We start from the raw sequence: 20,562 nt of genomic DNA, 5'->3' as shown, positions 1-20,562 counted from the left end.
ATCGCCTTGTATGGTATCTTGCTGTACTCTCATAGTAATAAAATCCCGTTCGTCCCACTACCGTTTCTACGACTTCTCGTTTGCACTTTGCCGACTAGCCTTCCACCTTTGATTCAAAAAATTGTCCCTGTCAACAGGCAAAGTTGACAGGGACAATACAGTAATCATTTTTTTATCACATTCAGTTCTTTGTTGATGACTACCAACAATTCCGGGACAATGTTAAATTGCACCAGTTGGGACATTTTCTGAATAGACATGACCCCTCTCATCACCTCAAAGAACGGATTATTGGTCATATCTCCGAAATATTTAAGATATACCGCTTTCGCCTCTTCATTGGCATAAAAGTCTTCGATCGTGTCAAATGTAGAATAATACCCGTCTCTCAATTCGATAGGCTCAGCATTGGACAGATCAAACTTTTCGAACCAGTTAACGACATTTTTTGCTTTTTCCGGTTTAACGTGGATATAACTTTGATCTATTTCCGCTGCATAACGAAGCACAATCTCATCCGTATGGATGACGCCATGCTCGTCCGTACCTTCAACTCTTACGCAATTCTCCCCTTCGATAAACGAAACATCCTTCACGATTTTCATCGGTTCGCCGCTGTTTATTTCGGTAAGAAGAGTCTGATTTAGATAAACTTTGACATGAGACACATTAGACAGGATCACGATATCATTGAGCTTTTGGTGTCTATTCACAAATCGGCGGCCGGCTAAATGAACGAAGGGAGCCTTAGACCAGAAAGCTTTGTAAAGATAAAAGGCATCCTTTTTGATTTTCCGGTCAATGGTAACAAGTCCCTTCAAGTTCTTTCCTGTTTCACCGCCTTCATTTCTGTTTGCACTGCCGAAATCAAACATGTTCCATACATAACCGCCTAATACAAACACTCGCTTATCGAAGGTTTCCAGGGCATTATGATGGAATAAGAGCTGGTATTCCTCCGTATAATCTTGGACTTGCGGCGTATAGGAGTGGTACTTTGTATTAGTATCTACACCGTATTCGGATACGAATACAGGAATTTTAGGTTGAGCTTGATGAAACTCATCAAGGCGTACTTGCAAGTCTTTGATTTCACCATAATACCAGCCGTAGTATAAATTGTATCCGATCAGGTCAGTAAAGCTATTTATAATACTTTCATTCTCGACACCGTTAATATTAGCTTGAACTGTTAAGCGACTAGGGTCACACTGTTTGGCCAGAGCCTCCAGTTTTCTGATAGTCTTATAAGTTTGCTCCGTCTCTACGGCAATTGTAATCTCATTTTGGATACCCCAACAATAGATAGAACAATGATTATAGGCCTGCTTAATAAGCTTTTCCAGCTGTTCTTCCGCATTATGATTTTCCGGGTCCTTGGTGGAAGGAATGCTGATAAATGGAATTTCGGCCCATACCAACAGTCCGTAACGGTCGCATAAGCTGTAAAAATAGTCATCATGCTGGTAATGGGCAAGACGAAGGCTGTTCGCTCCGATTTCCCGGATCAAGGCCATATCTTCATCCATATGCTTTTTCGTAATGGCATTGCCCACACCAGCGAAGTCCTGATGTCGGCATACGCCGTTGATCTTGACTGGTTTGCCATTCAAGAGCAAGCCTTGCTCCGTTGTCGCTTCAACCGTTCTAAAGCCGATCGCGACAAGCCGCAAATCGCAGACCTGTCCCTCGATGACGACGGATACCTCTACCGTATACAGATAGGGTTGATCTACGCCGTCCCAAAGAATCGGATTTGCGATTTCACTTCTTATCCTGAAATTTGCTTCATTTCCAAGAGCAAGTTCTGAACTTTCCTCCATGACTGTTTTTCCTACTTCATCCTTGAGCTGTATTTGAAGAATTACCTCTTTGGAGACAGAAGATTCATTCACGATTTGACCATGGACGGCTAATTCAAACGTTTCTGGTGCGATTTTCCGTTGCGTCAAGTAGACACCATCCCGTCCATTGTCCATGACGTCAAAGTGGATATCGTCCATAACAAGAAGTTTCACTTCCCTGTACAATCCGCCATAAAAGGTGAAGTCGGCCATTAGGGGGAACACTGTGTTGTCGTAGCTGTTGTCAACCATAATGGCGATAAGATTTTCCCCCTCCTTCAAGTAGGGGGTTAAAGGGACTCTAAACATGGCATATCCGCACCGGCTGTCCCCGACCGAGCTGCCATTGACATAAACATGACCCATATTCCCGGCAGCGCCGATTTCCAGGTAGATGCGTTTTGTCAAATCCTCTTGGGAAATGTTCAAAATCCGCTGATACCAGCATTGCCCCCGGTAGTACTGTTCACTACCGCCTTGACCGTCGGTATCGTTCCAGGAATGAGGCAGTGTGACAAACTGGCCGTCTTGGATGGACTCAAGTACGTAGGAGGGATTATTATTTTTCGTGAATGTCCATTGATCGTTTAATGGCATGATATTTAGCATCATATTTTACCCCTTTCGGTGTCGATTGAGATGATTGGATCCCAGTCAAAAAATTCCCCGGTCAACTGTGATATTGACCGGGGCAAATGAATAGGAGCCGAACTGATTATTTACTGCTTTTCGCCCACTCGTCGAGCTGCTTTTGCTTCTCAGCGATAATTTTATCAATTCCGGCGGATTTCAGCTTGGAGATAAACTCCGGCAAGACCTTCTCCGGATCGACACTCCCCGTCTCAAGCGGAAGCTTGTACTGTGTAACCACGTTGGTCACCGCGGCATATTCCGCCTTGACCGCATTTGCGTCGAACGTAAAGCCGAGTGCCTTAGATTTCAACGCCGATTTGTTGAATTGGTCCATTTTCTCCCATATTTTCGGATCGTCGCCTTTAAATACATAAGAGAGAAACTGATTGCCGAACATATACCCCATATTCAAGTTGTAGCCCGAAGTTTTGGAGTCAACGCCTTGAGGAAAGTCGATGACATTGTCCGATTTCACATAGTGTTTGCCTTCCACACCCCAATCGAACAGGTTGACGATATCCTTGTCTGAATACATTAGGTTCAGGAAATCCATGGCTTTTTCCGGCGTCTTGGAATTAATCGGAATTCCCCACATGACACCTGTGACGTTCGTTGTTGTAGAAACAGGCTGAAGCAAGTTTGCTGTGACCACCGGAATGCCACTGCTCTTCGTTTCCTGCTGCTCAAACCCTGGCTTCATATTTGAGAAGTAAGCGAATCCTCGATTCGACTTGAGTAAATCGAACTGGGAAGTTTTGTTCGTTGCCGCATCTTTCAGAATCAAGCCAGACGTGTACCAGCCCCTCATCTTCTTAATGAACTCGGCATACTCCTGGGTTTCGTACAAATTGACCACTTTCAGGTTATTGTCGAAATTCGGCAAAACGCCGAGCGAATCCCCGAGCATGTCAAACGTACGGTACGAATCGAGCATCGTTCTGCCGATATTGCCTGGTATCAACGGTGTCACATTCGGTTCTTTGTCCTTAATCGTTTTCAATACCAATTCTACATCATCCAATGTACGGATTTTGTTGACATCGATGTGATATTTGTCAACTAAATCCTTCCGCATTGTCAGACCATTATAGGCAGCAAAGTCGCGGACGGTTGGAATCGCGTAGACCGATCCGGCAATTTTGGCTGCATTCAGATAAGCCGGATCCATCGCTTTTGCTATGTCTTTGCCATGCTGTTCAAGCAGTTTGTTAAGCGCAACAATTTGACCTTTCGCGACATAGCTGCTGTAGCCGTTGCCTCCTACAAACATTAAATCCAGCTTTTCGTTGCTGCTTAGCATCAGGTTCATTTGCTGCTCCCAGCTTCCGAAGCTGATCGGTGTCAATTTCACCGTAGCATTGATTTTCTTCTGTGCGATTTGATTAATGGAATCCTCAACAATGGACAACTCCTTAGGCACTGCACCAAAAATCGGGAAGGCGACATTCAGTTCCGTCGGTTTTTCCTCTGGCTTAACCTCTTTATCCCCGGCCGGTGCCGCTCCTCCGCTACTGCCGCCGCACGCGGATAGAAAGAGCATAGACCCGATGATGAGTGCGCTTGCCGACATGAATCTTTTCTTCATGGTACTCCCCCATTTACAATTTGTTGTTCGCTTATGAAACCGTTTGAGGTAACCTGGAATCTTCAGCGAAGTTATCTTTATTTTACTTTTGCTGCAGATTCGGCTCTGCTCCGCTCACGACTTTTCGCTGTGCATTTGCCGACTACCTTTCACTCTGGACTTGTTGGTGAACCTGTCGGTATTCGACTGGATTCAGATCAGTATGCTTCTTGAACATCCGGGAGAAATGGGAGAAATTCGCATACCCAATATGCGATGCCACAGCGCTGATCGGCATATCGGTTTTCGTGAGCAGTTCCTTTGCAAGCTTAAGACGTTCTTGAAACAGATAATCTGAAACGGCCATCCCGGTTTCCTTTTTAAAGATCCGGGTCAAATAGTCCGGATTCAAAAACACGTGACTCGCAATTTCTTCCCTCGCTAAGTCTTCTGCGATATGCTGCTTAATGTAACTGATAACTCTTTGGACAACACTGAAGGATTGTTCAACTGTATTCGCATACTCCATCGCTTTGTTTACCACGTAATTCATCCATGCGATGAGATCGGTTACAGAGCGGGTCGCGTTTGCAGAAAACTCCAGCGAGATGGTATCGCTAAACAATTGATGAGCTTGAATTCCTTTCGTCTGGAGCATATAGTACATCATTTGTTGAAAATCCTGATAAAACTGTCGAAGCAGTTTCGCATCCAAACCATCCTGCCTCAGCAGCAGGTCCAAAAAAGAGGTTGCTTCCTCTAATACTTTCGCGTATCCCCCCTCCTTCAGCATAATCGACCACGTGCTCATGTCGGGGAGCTGTTTAATCATAGGTTGTTTCTGAAACCTGGTAAGCAGGAAAACCTTATTGTTGTAAGCCACATTGTTATTCTCATAATCACGAAGCCGGGTTACCGTCTCGACCATCTCGTGACCGTGTACTTTTTCTCCGATATAACAGGAAAGATCGCAATAAAAATACTGCCTGCAGGCATCAATGTAACGTTCGCACGATTGCCTCAACGACGATTCGATTTCGGAATAACTTTCGGTAGACAAGACAGCAAGCAATCTTCCGCTGCTCAGCGTGATCAATTGTCCGTTCTGACTGCTGCCCAGTATGATTTCCTCAGCCGAATTTTTTAGTGCATATTCCATGATCTTCTCATCGCGCAGCGTCAGTTGCTTGTGCCATCTCTGAACGCTAATGAGTACCGGAACAAATGTCATTTTATCGGCATAAGGAATGTTGCGTTCTGCCGCGGCTCGACTCACTGACTCCGCTCTGGGAGGAATCGTCTGATTGATGATATCCAGCCAGAATCGCTCAATGAGCATCGGTTGATGCTGGAACCAGAACTGGCCGTATTGGCTGAATTGGGCTAATTCCGATTCTTTATTGATTTTCTCGATCGCTTTTAGGATCGTTTTTTCCAGCTCGCTGAATGGAATTGGCTTAAGAATATAGTCCAAACTGCCCAACTGGAGAGCTTGCTGGGCGTATTTGAAATCGGAATGACAGGTTAAGAATATCGTCGCCGTGCTCGAATATCGCTCCCTAACCCATTCCGCCAGCTCCAGTCCCGTAGCTTGTGGCATCTCGATATCACACAGCATAATATCTATTCGCTCATTTTCGAACAGCTCTTTGGCTTGTTTTACGGTAAAAGCCGAGAATACAGCGGTTATACCAAGCTTCTTCCAATCGACTCCCGACCGGATTCCTTCTACAGCATGAATTTCATCATCTACAATCAATAATTGAAGCATACAAGGGAACCCCTTTCCTATCTTTCCGATTGATATGGAAGTTTGATTTCTATAACAGCGCCGCTAGGGAAACCATTGTAACAGGAAATGTCCGCATGCTCCCCATATAACAGTTGCAATCGCTTACGTACGTTCCAAATACCAATATGCTCGCCTTGTTCGTCGACCACTCGGTTTCCGGAACGAATCTCAGCTAATACATCCTCCGAAAATCCTTTGCCAGTATCGCGAATGATGATTTCGATATAAGGTTCCAATCCGTTTTCCATCAAATCGATAGCAACCGAAATATGCACGGGTTCTTCCAGCGTGACACTATGCTTGATTGAATTTTCCAAAAAGGTTTGAATCACCAAGGGGGGGATCGGAATATTTTCCAGGAAATCGGGTGAATCGATCGTACAAGTTAAGCTGTTTGGAAACCGGAGCTCCTGAATCCGGATATAGTTTCGGACATGCTGCAATTCTTCCCGCAACGTAACGAACGTCAAATTACTTCGAAACATGAATCTGAAATACTGGACAAGACATAACGTCATTTCCTGAATTAATTCGTAGTTTTTCACTTGAGCCAGATTAAACAGGATGTTCAAAGAATTCATGAAAAAATGCGGGTTAATCTGCAACTGCAAGTGCTGAAGCTCCGCTTTGTGCTTGCTAAGCTGTTCTTCGTATACATTGATTTTCAATTGTTCAATTTGCGACATCATTCGGTTAAAGGTTTGGTTGACCAATAGAAACTCATCAGAAGCCGGATATGACTCGATTCGAACGTTAACGTATCCATCATTGATCCTTCTCATAACTGCAATCATCCGTTTAAGCGGTACGAGTAGAATGTGGTGGAGAAAAAATAGACTTATCGGTAAAAGTACAATGGAGGCAAGTGAAATCATTTCTATGACACGTGTCAGAATTGGCAAATTTTGCAAAATTTGTTTGTCCGGAATAACTGCAACCAGGCTAAAGTCGCCTTTCTGAGATGGCTCCCCGACAATTAGCAAGTTATTCTTGCTTCCCGACATATAAAACTGCTGAAAGCTCTTCGTAAAATCAATGTTTTCAACCGGTATTGGATTGGTACTGACCATCAGCTCCCCTTGATTTGTTACGAATAGTGCGCTCCCTTCGCTGCCCAAATCAATCAAATTCAATGGGATGAGAAGCGTTCTAGCGTTCACCCAGGCACCAATATAGAGATCACCCGATTGAATGACGCGCAGCATGTAATAGTCTTGTCCGATTTTTTTAACGAACCAGCCGCTACCGCGGAACTCCGCGAGATTAGTACGTTCGCTCAGCAAACGCTGTAAATATTGCTCAACCTGATCCCTCTCTGGAAATGAAACCGATGCTTTAAAAACGTCTAACAAATCCTTCCTTGACTGTGAATACACAAAAAAAGCATCGACCGATTTATAAAGAACAATATCGTTAGTTAGTTTATCCGAAACGCTATGTTTGGCCAGCTGATATTCGTCCTCCGAATTAGGAGTATTCATGGAACGGACACTATAATCGGAAGTCACCATGCTGATCAAATTGCGATCCGCATCCTTCAGTTGGGTATCGATTTGCCCCTGATACAAAGTGATTAAATTTTTAATTGACGACGCCACCTGATTGTGTACGACATGAATGCTGTAGAAATTATTGTAGATCAGCAGCGTAATGAGAGGAACTATCACAAAGAGCAGCCCGGCTACCAGCTTGAACCGAATGGAATTCCATGATATATGCGGAAGCCGCAGTCCCATCCAATGTTTCTCCCTTCTGGAAGTCTAAAAGGACCGCCGAGAGTCTTCTCTGCAGTCCAACTTCATATTCTTAGTATGCCAACGCAAATCATATAGGATTCCAACCGTCTTCGCTACCGTTTTGACGACATATTGTTATGCATATAACGACTTAAGCCGTCTTTCGCTTCTATGATTAACACCACAAACATATCATAGTAAGCTGCCCTTTCGCTAAATAAAAACCACTGCCAGTAGTTGAGGAAACCAAAAATATGATGCGCAGTTTTCCGAGTTTTACTTCAAGACTTTATTTGTCACTTCAATACTTTATTGTCTACTTCAAAACTTATTTGTAAACCAACAAGGTCTTTGTTGGGAGACAATAAAGTTTTGAAGTGCAAGAAGCCAGCAAATTCAAGGGTTTACTGGCTTTTTTTGTGAAATATAAAGTACAAATAAAGCTCTGAAGTGGTTATGTTGAAAAATTAAGCTAAAATACAATTAAGTTTTGAAGTACTTCTTACAAACATCAATAGATCTCTTTCAACTAACGTTCACCGTTAGAATTCCTGTGGAACGAAAAATTTGGAATTTGAATAAAAAAGAGCGCCTCTATACGATGGGAGTATACAACGGGTCTACAGCCCTTAAAATCCCACATCAGGAGGTCGCTCTACTATGAAATTTTAAGCACAAGCAAAGCAAAATCAACTCATTGAAAACATTACTGCTAATCACCTTGTTATTGGTGTAGATATCGCTCAGGAGACTCATGTTGCCAGAGCTGTTAACTTCCGCGGTATTGCTCTTGGTAATCCATTGGAATTTAGTAATGATGAGTCGGGTTTCACATCTTTCTCTCGCTGGATTAGTGACTTGTTAGCCTCGTACAAGTTAGTTGAGGTAATCGTCGGTATGGAGCCCACAGGACACTACTGGTTCAGCCTCGCCCATTGGCTGAAGGAAAAAGCAATTGAAGCAGTACTCGTTAACCCTCACTTAGTTAAAAAGAACAAGGAAAACCGCGACAATACACCATCTAAAAGTGACAAAAAGGATGCGCTCGTTATCGCAGATATGATGAAAAACGGCTACTATTCCCCTGTCCGCTTCCATTCCACAGAATACGAAGAACTGCGGGTCCTAATGGCAAATCGAGAAACCGTCATTAAACGGCTTGTAAGTGCAGTGAATCAGATCCATCGTTGGGTCGACATTGTGTTTCCTGAACTAAGGCAAGTCTTTAAGATCTTAACTTGTAAGGGTGCTTTGGCAACTCTTCGACTGTTTCCTCTCCCCGAGGATTTATGTAAGCTAAATACGGCTGATGTTATTGCAGGATGGAAGAATTCCATGAAACGGCACTCAGGTGTACGTAGAGCTCAGTCGCTCATCGATCTTGGCAAGCGAACTGTTGGTTCCAAACAAGCAACACACGCTTACAAACTCCACCTTGAACATCTTCTTGAGGAATACGACTTAGCGAATAAACAGCTTCAGAAGATTGAAGATGAGGTCAAAAGCGTTCTCGAACGGATCCCCTATACAGGCAAAATCCTTGCCATTACTGGCATAAGTGCTATTGCTTTAGCAAGCGTTCTAGGAGAGTCAGGTGACCTTAGCGGGTATGCTCACGGGAATTCTCTATCGCGTCACGCAGGTTTAAATTTAGCTGAAGCGAGCTCTGGAAAATGGAAGGGTCAAATGGAACTAAGTAAACGGGGCCGCCCACGTCTTAGGCACTTCCTCTATTTAATCACGATGTGTATGGTTATGACGAACCCTGAGTTTAAGTCGATACATCAACAAAATGTCGAGGTTAAGAAACTTAAAAAAATGAAGTCTATTATGAAGCTAATCGGCAAGCTGGCCCGCCTTTTAGTCGGTTTGACTCGCAGCAACGAAGTCTACAACCCCAATAAAGTCTTTACTTTAGCCGCTTAATCCAAGCACATTCTACGTGATTTGGTGTATTCGCAGGATGACAAAAGAAAGCACGGAGTATCGGGATACGTTACGCAAAAGGGCTCTGACCCGTTCCGTTAGAAAGACCGACCTCCACCCCTTAGATAGGTGTGACGAAGGAATGAAAGGGCTTTGACCCGCCCCGACATGGGAGCGACAATCACTAAGGGCTACGTGGAGAATACGTGCAGCATTTGGAACAATTTGGGTGAGGCTACTTCCACCTCTGTTCCCGCACGCCTTCTAACAGATTAGCCTAGCAATCACGGATGATCCGGTTCTGCATCCGGACACTATTTGTCACCCAAAATTCCCGGTCACTCATTATCGTCCGCAACCTTTGAAAGACGGTAGCCTGTCTTGTGTATTCATAGTAATAGCCTCGACAGACAACGTCTGCGATGACAAGTGCATCCTTAGGATCACTCTTGGAAGGACAATTATCCCGGTTCTCCTTGTTTCGTTTAGTGGTTGCAGGATTCACCATGACAACATTTATTTCCTTGTCTGAAAGCCAATTGGCCAGGTTAAACCAGTAGTGTCCGGTTGGCTCCATACCGATGATTAGGGTCTTCAATTGGTGCTTCTGTTGTAATTCAGCCATCCAACGTTGTAATCTTTCGAATCCTTCTAAGTCGTTTGTAAATGATAGATGTCGCTTGGCAAGAACGATACCCCGAAAGTTAGTGGCTTGCGCTACATGAATTTCCTTCGCCATGTCGATGCCAATTACAAGGTGAGAGGTGGAAATTCGTTCAATACGTTGATTTTGTCCATCGTTTTGTTTAAACTTCATAGTAAGAGCGCCTCCTTGATGGTATTGGGTTTCTAACCCGTGCACAAACCCATCATACCGAGGCGCTCCTTTTTTGACAAAGTCCAAATCTTAGTACTTACAGCATTCCTGTAGATGCTAAGATTTTGGCTTTGAAAAAAGTACAAGCGTCCCTGTATGATGGATCATGTCACCGCCAGTGACTTACAGACCCATATTGAGGAGGACGCTTTACTATGAAGTTTAAACAACGTTACGCGGAAAATCAACGTATTGAGAGAATTACAACTCAGCATCTTGTAATCGGCATCGATATTGCTAAGGAAACACACGTTGCACGTGCGGTCAATTTTCGTGGAATCGAGATTGGACGATACATTTCCTTTAGAAATTCCGATGACGGCTTTACGAAACTGCTACATTGGTATCAGAAACTCCAAGAAAGTCACGGTTACACTTCCGTGCTTATTGGACTTGAACCAACAGGTCACTATTGGTTTAACTTAGCGGATTGGCTGACTGCCAGGCAAATCGAACTGGTGCTGGTGAACCCGCTAACAACGAAGCGAAACAAGGAAAATCGAGATAATTCCCAGTCCAAAAATGATGTGAAAGACGCTCTGGTGATCGCAGATGCCGTATGTCGCGGATTTTACTCTCTCTACGCCCCAAATGAAGCGATATATCAGCGTTTACGCACAATCATGAACAATCGGGAGTCCTGGTCGAAGGACCTTGCCCACATAAAAAATCGAATCTTTCGCTGGATAGACATCAACTTCCCTGAATATGGAAAAATATTTAAGGATTGGACAATTCCGCGTTCGATTGCAACACTCAAGTCTTTTCCCTTACCGATAGATCTCAAGGCTCTATCCGCTGAGGAGATCATTACAGGTTGGCGGAAGCATATGAAACGTGCCGGCGGTTCCAGCAGTCTACAGAAAGCGGCTCTACTTCTTGCTGTATCCCGTCGTTCCATTGGACGTACCACTTGCGAGCAGGAAGAAAGGCAAAACCTGAAGTACCTCCTTGAAGATTACGAGAAGCTTGCAGCAAGGCTGAAAGAGATTGAGCAGGAGATCCTGAAGTTGCTGGATATGATTCCCGACATCACTACTCCTCTACGCTCCATTAAAGGGCTCAGTACGCTCTTCATCGCCGCCATTTTGGCCGGAACCGGAGACCTACGTAACTATACACACGGCAACCAAATACTTTCTCATGCCGGTCTAAATCTTGCAGAGGACAGCTCTGGTAAGCATAAGGGTAAAATCGTTATCTCCAAACGAGGAAGGCGTCAGTTACGCAAGTACCTGTATCTCGCCGTAGTGCATCTAGTTACGAACAATCCGGCTTTCCGGTCATGGCATGACCACAACGTTCAAGTGAAGAAAATGAAGAAGAACCGCTCCATTTTTAAACTCATTGGCAAGCTCGCCCGTATTCTGATTGGGATTTCACGAAGTAAGGATCATTTTGATCCTACAATTGCGATGCCTCTGCAGGAGGCAGCTTAAAGTCGTTTTAATTGCTAAGTCGTCGTAACACATCTTTGTTTTTGCATGTTGGCTCATTCGCAGGATAAACAGCTATAAATAGCGCTGGCAGTACCGAGTGAAACATTCAAAAGGGCACAGACCCGTTGCTTAACAGCATCACCGGCCTCCACCTCTTGGACAGGTATAACGAAGGAATGTAAGGGCATAGACCCGTTGAGACATGGGAGGGTGAACCTCCAAGGGCATCGTGGAGAATAGCGCTCATACTGGATGAATATGGGAGATGGTACTTTCCCTCTGTTCCCGCATGCCTAAATTTCATAGAGTCTAGTAACTATCCTAGAAATTCAATCGGTATCCTCCATAAAAGGGGCAGATATCCTGCGAATGAGCGAGCATTAGCGAGAAAAACCTTTCATACAGAGGGAGGAATGTTTAGCTGAATCATTCAGACTATCTTTGTCAACACCAAATCCTCTGATTCATAATCAAATCTCGGGAAATCTTTGGGGTGAAGTTCTTTCGGAGGGTTGTTTTCTTCCCAGTCAACAGTTCGAGAAACCGCTTCTTCTATAGATACCAGTTCGCTATAGTTTAGTTCATTCCGTATGCACGAAGTGTCCACAACCCAATCTTGTCGTAAATCCAACAACGAATAGATCAGTTGCTCAGGTAAATCGCTTCTGGGAATGCTGTGAACTTTCCCATCCCACTTCATAACCTTTGCAATCAATTGAACCCATTCCTTTTCTGAAAGAGACACTTCTTCACCAACGTTATATATGCGGTTTTTGGCAACTTCATTTGTTGCTGCCAACGCTATAGCATGCGCTACGTTTTCAACATGTCCGCGAGTGCCGCGCCAGTTGGCATATAGATCATCAAGTATAACGGCATTTCGATTATCAAGCATGCGCTTTACGTATTTATATAGTCTATTGGATGAATCACCCTCGCCATATACCATCGGAAGCCTTAGGACAGTACCAGGCAATTGAAGGGGTTTACTTAAGACAGTGTTTTCAACCAATTGCTTTTCATAATCAACGCCGTAGGGATAGAGTTCCGTTCTTAACGGACCGTCTTCATTAAACGGTACTGGAATGGTCGGAACGTTTTCCAGACGAATCAAATTACCATAGGCTTGGTAACATCCATACTGCTGGAAACCACAATCCGATCCGTGATACCCTCAAACGTATTCATTGCCATCCGAGCGTCTTTTTCAGTATAAGCAATCATGTGTACCACGACATGCGGTGCGAAACTTTTAAATTTATCTTTGTAATCCATCAGTTGGCTTGTATCACCAACAAAATAAGTTATCTTGCTCGAGAAAGAAGGATCGAGTTTATTATTTCCGCGACTAAATACAGCAACCTCATGTCCCTTATTAATCAGTTCTTTAATAAGAAAAGGTCCAATAAACCGAGTGCCTCCAATAATCAGAATCCGCATCTTACAATCCCTCCCAACCGAATGTACAGTTTGAGCTCTTGTTCCCGATAGTTCAATGAACGTTCGTTATTTATGATCCTTTAGTGCTGAAGGTTTGAACATACTTATTTAGGTCTTGCCTAAATAATTCCGTGTATCTATCACCCGTGTATTCCCTAATTACATGACGCCAAAATAGAATAGCAGGCTCGTTGGAACTCTTTTGAGCAACTTTCCAATTTGCCTTATATAAATCAAAGGTCCTTACTGCGGCTTCCTTTCCTATTCCGTTTCTTCTAAATTTCCTAAGAACCAGAAAATCATAAATAACGTGTGTAGGATCTGGATCAACATCATAATTTTCAAATAAAACAACAAGGAAACCAACAATTTTGTCTGCACAATAAATAAAGAATGGGTTCCATCTAGGATCTTGCCAGTAGTGTTCCAAACTGATTTCATATAACCCAGAGCCGTTTATGTCTATCGCAGAAAATTGACTAAAATCATAATGATATAACTGATAAAGGTTATAAAGAACTTCCTTATTATCTTCCGAAACAGGGGTTAGTTGAACCACTTATCTTTCCTCCTCGAATTAGATGCCCTGTTATCAATTCGCTAGAACAAGGGATGGTTCCTTGTTTTGCTGAAACCTGCCCATTACTTCAATGAGAAAAGGAGCAGCTGCCGCGATCTGCTCCCCTTGTTTGTTGCGCTATCGTCTCCCGTTAGTTCAACAAATCGTTCCTAATAAGTTAATTGCCCACCGTGAAAAATTTTCAGAATAAATTCCCGTTCAGGAACTTGCAACTGAATATAAGATTGCAGAAACTCCTTATTGTCGTAGGGAACTTCAATTAACTCTTCGCTGATTGCTTTCTCCGTTAACGAAACAATGCCGTATCTAGCGCGCGGTTTATCGTGACAACCTAATGCACCAGGATTAAAATAAGTTCTTTTGCTAGAAACAAAATGGTGAATCATATGATGATGACCAAAGCATACCATCTTATACTTGGTTTCTTTGTAGAGTTGATCTAAATTCTCCGTTGACGGGTTCTTTTCAATAGACAAAAACCAGCCTTCTTGATTGAGATGATAATGAGTGAATAGCAGTACTTTATTGAAATGATTGACGATTAATTGTTTTGGCCATTTACTCATCGCTTCGATGTACTCGGGGTTAATTCTATCTGCCAACCATTGGTGATGGTGCCGTTCATTTTGATGTCCTTTCGGAGCGTCATCTCCATAAAAAGCGGCCAATACCGCTACATCATGATTACCCACGACGAATGAAACATCAGTTCGTGACAATAGTAATTCAAGAACTTCGTTGGAATCGGGTCCAATGCCAACTACATCCCCCAAACAATAAATGTGATCAACACTCTTGGAAGTGATATCCTGAAGCACCGTCATTAATGCAGGGCTATTTCCGTGAATATCGGTTATTACTGCTATTTTTTTCATTAACATACTCCCATTCCATGTCCCTAATAATGAAAATTCGATTGGTGCTCGGCTACTTTCAGGGTTGTTGAATCAGTATCAGCAAGTGATTACACCACAAATTTCTCAAGAGCAACAGCAACACCATCGTTATCATTTGATTCGGTAATGTGTTTTGCAAAATTTTTCAGCTCAATTATTGCGTTTTCCATAGCAATCGGAAATCCGCACTTATGGAATAGTCCTAAATCGTTAAAGTCATCCCCGAATACCATTACATTTTCTGACTTCAACCCGATATCATGAAGCACCCATTGCACGGCTTCTTCCTTTGAGGCTGATTTTTGCATGATTTGAACCAATAATCCTCCATCGGTTGCGATTACGTTCACATGGTCGCCGAATTGCTCGATAACATCCCTCCACGTGCTGTAGCCATGAACCAATATTTTTGTCGGGGATAGTGAACTAATAAAATCCTTATCAACAACTAGGGGTTTAGGATCATTTGAACGGATACCGAAATGACCAAGTTGCGAGTCAGGAATTGGTGTACACGTATACCATGAGTCATTGACCTCGTATGAAATTAACGATTGAGGTGCATGTAACTCGATGAAATTGTTAATTTGTTGGTTAATCTCCATTGGGATACTAATGTGCCGCTGAGTTTGCTTAGACTTGCAAGTTATTAGGGCACCATTGTAATAAACTAAGTAGTCTACAAAAAGAAAACTCTTTACAAATTGATCAGCCGCTCTAGGCGGTCGCGCCGTGGCAACAATAATATGAATTCCAGAATCATAACATCTTTTAACAGCCTGATAATTTCTAGGTGATATGGATTTGTCATTGCCGAGCAAAGTTCCGTCCAAGTCTAAAACAATTGCTTGTATGTCCGACATCTGCATCTCTCCTCACAAGTAATTCTTCCAATATTAACCTAATTTCAGGAGAGATGCTAGACTCACTATTGAATTAATCTGCCCTTTAGCTTAATGACAAAGCGATTATAAAAATGACATATACACACCCTTACCTGGTATTAATTTAAATCCGAGATTTTTATATAAAGTGCTAGTTGGAGTGTTATCATCGTCTGTTTCGAGCTGTAATCGGGTCGCTTTGTTCTCAATAGCTAAGTCAATTGCATACTGCATCAGCTTCCGACCTATACCCTTATTTCTATGTAATGGCGATGCATATAACGCATCTATTCGAAGTACGGGATACCCTTTGGATATTGAAAAGCTCCAGGAAAGCACAATAAATCCCACGTACTCTTGGTCATGCATAGCTAAATAACATTGTGCGAAGTTATTACTTATAAAGCTATTTAGGATTTTTTCACATTTCTCTAACTGCTCGGGCGATGTATCAGCTTCGTCTCACGCATTGGAAGAAAAATTTATGTATCCAGCTATCAAGCCTTTAACATTAGGTACAAGGGACTCATTCAAAGGTAGAATCTCTATATTCATTCACAACGCCCTCCGTACATGATTTCATTCCTCAATTATATTCACGGTATAGAGCGCTATCAGAACGTAAAAATCAAATAGCACAATAATGCACTAAAAAGCCCATTTCAGGGCTTTTTTCAATTTAACGTTGCACTCCAAGGCATATCAACTTCACCAAAGCCTTCTGCACCTTTAATCGGTTTCTGTTTTACAAGCCCGACTTTATTGGCGTAGTAATCCAACATCCCAAAAACAGTAAAACGATGAAACGTAGCGTCGAATGAGGGTTCATTACGGGCATCAGGTCTGATTGGTCTAAGAGAGATTGAAGCCGCACCTACTCCATCTCCATGTTCGTTTACTGGTACAACAAACTTAATGAACTCATTAAACCCATCTGCCACGGTAATAACGGTCACTACGCCCATTTTCTTTGATGGAAAACGCGGATCAATTGGAGGACTAATATTGACGTTCCACTCCCCTTTATTGTCTGTTATTCCATTGGCTACGATATCACCATTACTGTTAATCACAATCAGACGCGCATTAGGTATAGGTTTAACTGATTCATCACTGAAAGGTTTCTCCTTCATTCCGTATCCTTCTAATACATATGAAACTTTAAAATTCATGGTTGCTTCAACCATGCCACTTGCCGGACTTGCTTCAACGTAATCATAAGCAGACAAAATAAGAACTAGCACAATCACGCTGCTTCTAATACAACGAGAAATCAATTTCATCACTCTCCGGTGTTACAAGCTGAAACAGCACCGCTTCTTTCGGATTATCGAGCTTCATATCCACCTTATTTACAGTTAATGCTTGTACGCCATTTATTTGAGGTCTAGCAACAATTACAACTTGATTACCGCTTGTCAGCACCTTTTCAATCTTCGCTTGCATAACAACTACCATGATTTGACCGATAAATCTTTCCCGATCCGCATCTTGAGGTTGAGACTTAACATTAATCAACTCTTCGCTCAAACCAAGATTATGGACGAAATCATAATAATTAGATAACGCGGCTGTCGGAGTAGTAAACAAACGATGTTGAGCGTAGTGCAAACGGTTCGGTACATATGACCATCGACCCGAGACACTACTGTGCCAGTAAGATTTATAAGCCGGACGCTCCCAATCAGGTTTATCAAGCAATACCTTATAAGGAAGCTGTTTTCCGTTTCTGATTAATTCTTGTGGCGACTTTAACTTTGATGGAAACGCTCGTTGCCCAAACGGAGGATCAGCAATATCTTTGGGTTCATCCGGTTCTAAGCGTTTTAAGCGTTCAGCTAACTTATTTGCATCTTGCGTTTGTTCTGGTTTAGCCATGACAACCGTGGGTAGTAACAACAATGTTACAAGCAGCAGAGACAGCAACCGTGACAAAGGATCACCTTCCGTATCTTGGATGCTTTTACTTTTCCTCCAAATCCAATTATTAACCAACAAAAAAGACGATTCATAATGCCATGTAAAACAAAACTAATCTCTTGTTGAAACAGAAAAGCCGTCCAAGAAACTCTCATGAGCATAAGAAAAGCATCATCGAATGATGATGCTTGAATTATTGTACTTTAAGAAGTCTATATATTCCCTTTGAAACGAAGTTAATTAAGGAAATTATTTTCCTAATAACATATCCCAATAATTTAAAGATGCAGTCAATAATGATTTCAAATACTATCCATCCGACGAATCGACCTAATACACCTAGAAAGGTTTCCAATCTACTTCACCAACTTACTTAGGTTCTATTAAAACACGACCTAATTATCACATTATCAGCCTAATCCATGCAATGTGAATTATTGGTTCAAGTTGTAGCTTTCTTCGGTTAATCAAAAAAAGCCGCGTAAACGATGCAGCGGCTTAATCAAACTTCTCTTTCATTTCACTATCGTTCCTCGTTAGTTCAATATCCTACCTTATGTTAACAGAGTCGGATTCACAATTTTTTTAGCATATGGATGTCATAAGGTTCTCTTTCAAATAATTCCTCATCTATTTCTGAGGTAATGGCGGAACCAACTTGAATAAAACTTCACTGCAGATTCAGTTTCAGTTGAAGAAATATATAAGTATTTCGCACCTTTTTCAATCGCTACTTTACTTAGTGAGTCGATAATTTGGCTACCAATTCCTTGTCTTCGATACTTACGTGTCACATACATCAGGTCTATCTGAAGTTGATTATTCTCTCTACCTCTAAACTTATTTGCTAAGACTCCAAACCCAATCAATTTATCTCTATCAAATGCTCCAAAAGCCGTACCGCCGTTAGATAGTTCAAATTCATATCGTGAAATTATCTCCTGATAATTGTCTTCTTTCCAATTTGGACATTCATGCCTTGCTTTTATTTCTTCAAGAACTCCGTCCTTACATTTATAAATCAGCTCGATTGTTTCCGACCGGTCAATATCACGAATTTTATATGAATCATCAAGTTTCATTTGAATTATTGAAACCATTGCTAACCTCCTAAACTATAGTTTCCGATAGCGGAATAAACAATTTTACATTCGCGAAAAGTCCATATCAATATATGGTGTATTATTCAGTAAGTTGAAATAATAGAAGCGTCGAGCTTGTTCATTCCATTCACTCCAATCAGGAGCGTTAAAATCTCTGCTTCTATATAGCGCGGATAAAACTCTGGCTTGTCTTAAATCGATAAATAAAGGTATTTTCTCTAACCATACTTGACTGATAGTATTTTCTTTACAATAGCCGTTCAAGAAGTTGGAAAAAAAGCGCTTTGTTATCTCCTTCCTTATCTCACCATCCACAACCCACGGGATAGGTATTTCGTAAAATAATGGTGTAGCAATATCAGATACAAACCAGCTGTATTCCGCCTCGTCAAAGTCGATAATATGGGCCTTATCCCCATCATTTAGATAATTACCGCAGCTAATATCCCCATGAATAAGGCCGTATGTATATTTATCCTTGGAAAGAGCGCTAACTTCCCCGATTAAACGGTCGAAACTGTTATATAATTCTGACGGACAATATTTCTTGAATGAGGCTAGTAAAGCATTGTTATTCCATTCATAACGTAAATGTTGGGGGGTATAGTGAAGTGAAAGCTTATGTATCTTTCCAACAAATTGACCTATATTCTCATAAAAAGTATTGCTCTCCTCGGCAATTTTTGCATTTCTGCCAGAGACTTTCTCAAAGGCTGTCACAACAAAAGCATCATCAATTGTATGAAGAAGATCACCCGTTAAAGACTGAACCGGTCTAGCTACTTTTACACCGAACTCCGCCAAAAACATGACAAAGTCTAATTCCGCTTTCGTTAATGTTTCATTCCGATGTGTGATATGGGTAATTCTTAGAATAACTTCACGATCTCCGACCAATCCAGAGTAAACGAAGTTTTGAAACCCATTTAATTCGATCATTGAGTCTTCGTGTATACCATAACGTTCCGCGGCTTGTCTCAATATATCTTGATTGAATAGCTGTTTAATCTTCTTATCCATAGTATTCTTCGATCACACTCCAAGAGTAATGTGATCTAATTCTAATCGAAATCAATTAATTGCTGTAAATAAAAAACGTTTTTTAATTAAACTTTCCTGACCATTTCTTCAATGAAAAAGGGAGCAGCGCCGCGATGGTCTGCTCCCTGATCTGGTTGAACTATCGTTCTCCCGTTAGTTCAATCATCCTCAACAAAAGGATGACATTTCTATTCCTGCACTTTAACAATATTTCATGCGCCGGTAACGTCGTGCAGAAGCACTTTCTTTTTATGTTACTTAATATGCCATATTTCAAAAAGAATTTCTCCAGTTTTCATTTGACCATTTTAGAACCACTTTATTTTAAGTGTTGCTTGTTTATCGTTATCAGGTATCCATTGACCACTATCTCTTGTCATTCCATTAGGCTCCATTACTTTTGCCTTAGAATAGAATGATCCTAAATATACTTCAACATTCTCTAATGTAATTTCACTCATATTTATTATACTTAAATCATTTGTCCATTTTTTTACTGATGCATTAAAAACTGGGGTAAATGATATTTTGAAATTAGCTAAATTGGTCTTAGAGACCTCATTTAACTCTATACTTTTTGGTTCATTTTTTTCAGAGCAACTAGTAATAATACTCATGCAAAGTATCAACCACATAAGAACTTTCTTCATTTATTACACCTCCTAATATTTTGAAGCACTCGTTATTTGCCAAAACTAGAAGGTTCATTTTATTTACACAAAAAAGGAAGGACCCTATTCAGCTCGTTGTCCTAACTTCCTCCGAGTACATGGGGTCTAACCATAATTGATACTTAGTACGAGCCATTCCACATTATGCCTCTCACGAAGAAAGCACCTTGAGTGTTTTTTGCGAAAACTACACTATTTATTTTACCATAAATCGGA

At 41.7% G+C, this 20,562-nt stretch carries 16 protein-coding genes and 2 pseudogenes; 2 read left to right on the top strand and 16 right to left on the bottom strand.

Going from position 1 to position 20,562, the window contains the following annotated elements; translation table 11 throughout:
* Positions 1–164: 164 nt before the first annotated feature.
* The 4 genes from QFZ80_RS15275 to QFZ80_RS15260 form a co-directional block, all read right to left on the bottom strand.
* Positions 165–2,456, bottom strand: a complete 2,292-nt coding sequence (locus tag QFZ80_RS15275; RefSeq protein WP_307559731.1) for a glycoside hydrolase family 2 protein — start codon at positions 2,454–2,456, stop codon at positions 165–167.
* A gap of 103 nt (positions 2,457–2,559) precedes the next feature.
* Positions 2,560–4,062, bottom strand: coding sequence for an ABC transporter substrate-binding protein (locus QFZ80_RS15270; protein ID WP_307545741.1), 1,503 nt, complete (start codon positions 4,060–4,062; stop codon positions 2,560–2,562).
* A 142-nt stretch (positions 4,063–4,204) separates the two neighbouring features.
* Positions 4,205–5,812, bottom strand: coding sequence for a response regulator (locus tag QFZ80_RS15265; protein WP_307545743.1), 1,608 nt, complete (start codon positions 5,810–5,812; stop codon positions 4,205–4,207).
* A gap of 17 nt (positions 5,813–5,829) precedes the next feature.
* On the bottom strand, positions 5,830–7,569 hold the full coding sequence (locus QFZ80_RS15260; protein ID WP_307559729.1) for a sensor histidine kinase: 1,740 nt from the start codon (positions 7,567–7,569) through the stop codon (positions 5,830–5,832).
* Between the two features lie 696 nt (positions 7,570–8,265).
* Between QFZ80_RS15260 and QFZ80_RS15255 the strand changes: the two genes are divergently transcribed.
* Positions 8,266–9,495 carry an IS110 family RNA-guided transposase gene (locus QFZ80_RS15255; RefSeq protein ID WP_307564129.1) on the top strand — a complete coding sequence of 410 codons (1,230 nt, stop codon included), beginning with the start codon at positions 8,266–8,268 and terminating at the stop codon, positions 9,493–9,495.
* A gap of 286 nt (positions 9,496–9,781) precedes the next feature.
* On the opposite strand, the pseudogene QFZ80_RS15250 reads toward QFZ80_RS15255, so the two are convergent.
* A pseudogene (locus QFZ80_RS15250) lies at positions 9,782–10,312 on the bottom strand (IS110 family transposase); the annotation flags it as partial.
* 215 nt (positions 10,313–10,527) lie between these two features.
* Between QFZ80_RS15250 and QFZ80_RS15245 the strand changes: the two are divergent.
* Positions 10,528–11,811 carry an IS110 family RNA-guided transposase gene (locus QFZ80_RS15245; protein ID WP_307545751.1) on the top strand — a complete coding sequence of 428 codons (1,284 nt, stop codon included), beginning with the start codon at positions 10,528–10,530 and terminating at the stop codon, positions 11,809–11,811.
* A gap of 430 nt (positions 11,812–12,241) precedes the next feature.
* Here the strand turns inward: QFZ80_RS15245 and QFZ80_RS15240 are convergent, their stop codons facing one another.
* From QFZ80_RS15240 to QFZ80_RS15190, 11 genes and pseudogenes are all read right to left on the bottom strand, one after another.
* Complete coding sequence (locus QFZ80_RS15240) at positions 12,242–12,925, bottom strand: NAD-dependent epimerase/dehydratase family protein (protein ID WP_307559727.1); 684 nt, start codon at positions 12,923–12,925, stop codon at positions 12,242–12,244.
* Positions 12,922–13,251, bottom strand: a complete 330-nt coding sequence (locus tag QFZ80_RS15235; RefSeq protein ID WP_307559725.1) for an NAD-dependent epimerase/dehydratase family protein — start codon at positions 13,249–13,251, stop codon at positions 12,922–12,924. The genes QFZ80_RS15240 and QFZ80_RS15235 overlap by 4 nt, the downstream gene beginning before the upstream one ends.
* Before the next feature lie 70 nt (positions 13,252–13,321).
* Positions 13,322–13,810, bottom strand: coding sequence for a GNAT family N-acetyltransferase (locus QFZ80_RS15230; RefSeq protein ID WP_307545759.1), 489 nt, complete (start codon positions 13,808–13,810; stop codon positions 13,322–13,324).
* Positions 13,811–13,980: 170 nt separating this feature from the next.
* A complete protein-coding gene (locus tag QFZ80_RS15225) occupies positions 13,981–14,706 on the bottom strand; it encodes a metallophosphoesterase family protein (RefSeq protein WP_307559723.1) in 726 nt (241 codons plus the stop codon).
* Between the two features lie 89 nt (positions 14,707–14,795).
* The gene (locus QFZ80_RS15220; RefSeq protein ID WP_307559721.1) at positions 14,796–15,590 is read right to left on the bottom strand and encodes a Cof-type HAD-IIB family hydrolase; all 795 of its coding nucleotides are present in this window, start codon (positions 15,588–15,590) and stop codon (positions 14,796–14,798) included.
* A 105-nt stretch (positions 15,591–15,695) separates the two neighbouring features.
* Positions 15,696–16,049, bottom strand: a pseudogene (locus QFZ80_RS15215) (GNAT family N-acetyltransferase); the annotation flags it as partial.
* A gap of 236 nt (positions 16,050–16,285) precedes the next feature.
* Positions 16,286–16,894, bottom strand: coding sequence for a carboxypeptidase-like regulatory domain-containing protein (locus QFZ80_RS15210; protein WP_307559719.1), 609 nt, complete (start codon positions 16,892–16,894; stop codon positions 16,286–16,288).
* The gene (locus tag QFZ80_RS15205; protein ID WP_307559717.1) at positions 16,869–17,546 is read right to left on the bottom strand and encodes a hypothetical protein; all 678 of its coding nucleotides are present in this window, start codon (positions 17,544–17,546) and stop codon (positions 16,869–16,871) included. The genes QFZ80_RS15210 and QFZ80_RS15205 overlap by 26 nt, the downstream gene beginning before the upstream one ends.
* 611 nt (positions 17,547–18,157) lie before the next feature.
* Positions 18,158–18,631: a GNAT family N-acetyltransferase gene (locus tag QFZ80_RS15200; RefSeq protein ID WP_307559716.1), complete on the bottom strand. Its 474-nt coding sequence runs from the start codon at positions 18,629–18,631 to the stop codon at positions 18,158–18,160.
* 45 nt (positions 18,632–18,676) lie between these two features.
* Positions 18,677–19,654 carry a phosphotransferase enzyme family protein gene (locus tag QFZ80_RS15195; protein WP_307559713.1) on the bottom strand — a complete coding sequence of 326 codons (978 nt, stop codon included), beginning with the start codon at positions 19,652–19,654 and terminating at the stop codon, positions 18,677–18,679.
* A 329-nt stretch (positions 19,655–19,983) separates the two neighbouring features.
* A complete protein-coding gene (locus QFZ80_RS15190; protein ID WP_307559711.1) occupies positions 19,984–20,325 on the bottom strand; it encodes a hypothetical protein in 342 nt (113 codons plus the stop codon).
* Positions 20,326–20,562 lie beyond the last annotated feature (237 nt).

The organism is Paenibacillus sp. V4I7, from assembly GCF_030817275.1.
Taxonomy (GTDB): domain Bacteria; phylum Bacillota; class Bacilli; order Paenibacillales; family NBRC-103111; genus Paenibacillus_E.
The sequence above is the reverse complement of the archived record's forward strand: the minus strand, read 5'-3'. Positions and strand labels throughout refer to the sequence as shown.

What these genes read in the sequence shown, in the direction of transcription:
- QFZ80_RS15220 (WP_307559721.1), bottom strand. Translation starts at nt 15,590, where the DNA reads ATGTCGGACATACAAGCAATTGTTTTAGACTTGGACGGAACTTTGCTC.
- QFZ80_RS15235 (WP_307559725.1), bottom strand. Translation starts at nt 13,251, where the DNA reads ATGCGGATTCTGATTATTGGAGGCACTCGGTTTATTGGACCTTTTCTT.
- QFZ80_RS15195 (WP_307559713.1), bottom strand. Translation starts at nt 19,654, where the DNA reads ATGGATAAGAAGATTAAACAGCTATTCAATCAAGATATATTGAGACAA.
- QFZ80_RS15200 (WP_307559716.1), bottom strand. Translation starts at nt 18,631, where the DNA reads ATGGTTTCAATAATTCAAATGAAACTTGATGATTCATATAAAATTCGT.
- QFZ80_RS15245 (WP_307545751.1), top strand. Translation starts at nt 10,528, where the DNA reads ATGAAGTTTAAACAACGTTACGCGGAAAATCAACGTATTGAGAGAATT.
- QFZ80_RS15225 (WP_307559723.1), bottom strand. Translation starts at nt 14,706, where the DNA reads ATGAAAAAAATAGCAGTAATAACCGATATTCACGGAAATAGCCCTGCA.
- QFZ80_RS15270 (WP_307545741.1), bottom strand. Translation starts at nt 4,062, where the DNA reads ATGAAGAAAAGATTCATGTCGGCAAGCGCACTCATCATCGGGTCTATG.
- QFZ80_RS15265 (WP_307545743.1), bottom strand. Translation starts at nt 5,812, where the DNA reads ATGCTTCAATTATTGATTGTAGATGATGAAATTCATGCTGTAGAAGGA.
- QFZ80_RS15210 (WP_307559719.1), bottom strand. Translation starts at nt 16,894, where the DNA reads ATGAAATTGATTTCTCGTTGTATTAGAAGCAGCGTGATTGTGCTAGTT.
- QFZ80_RS15260 (WP_307559729.1), bottom strand. Translation starts at nt 7,569, where the DNA reads ATGGGACTGCGGCTTCCGCATATATCATGGAATTCCATTCGGTTCAAG.
- QFZ80_RS15275 (WP_307559731.1), bottom strand. Translation starts at nt 2,456, where the DNA reads ATGATGCTAAATATCATGCCATTAAACGATCAATGGACATTCACGAAA.
- QFZ80_RS15190 (WP_307559711.1), bottom strand. Translation starts at nt 20,325, where the DNA reads ATGAAGAAAGTTCTTATGTGGTTGATACTTTGCATGAGTATTATTACT.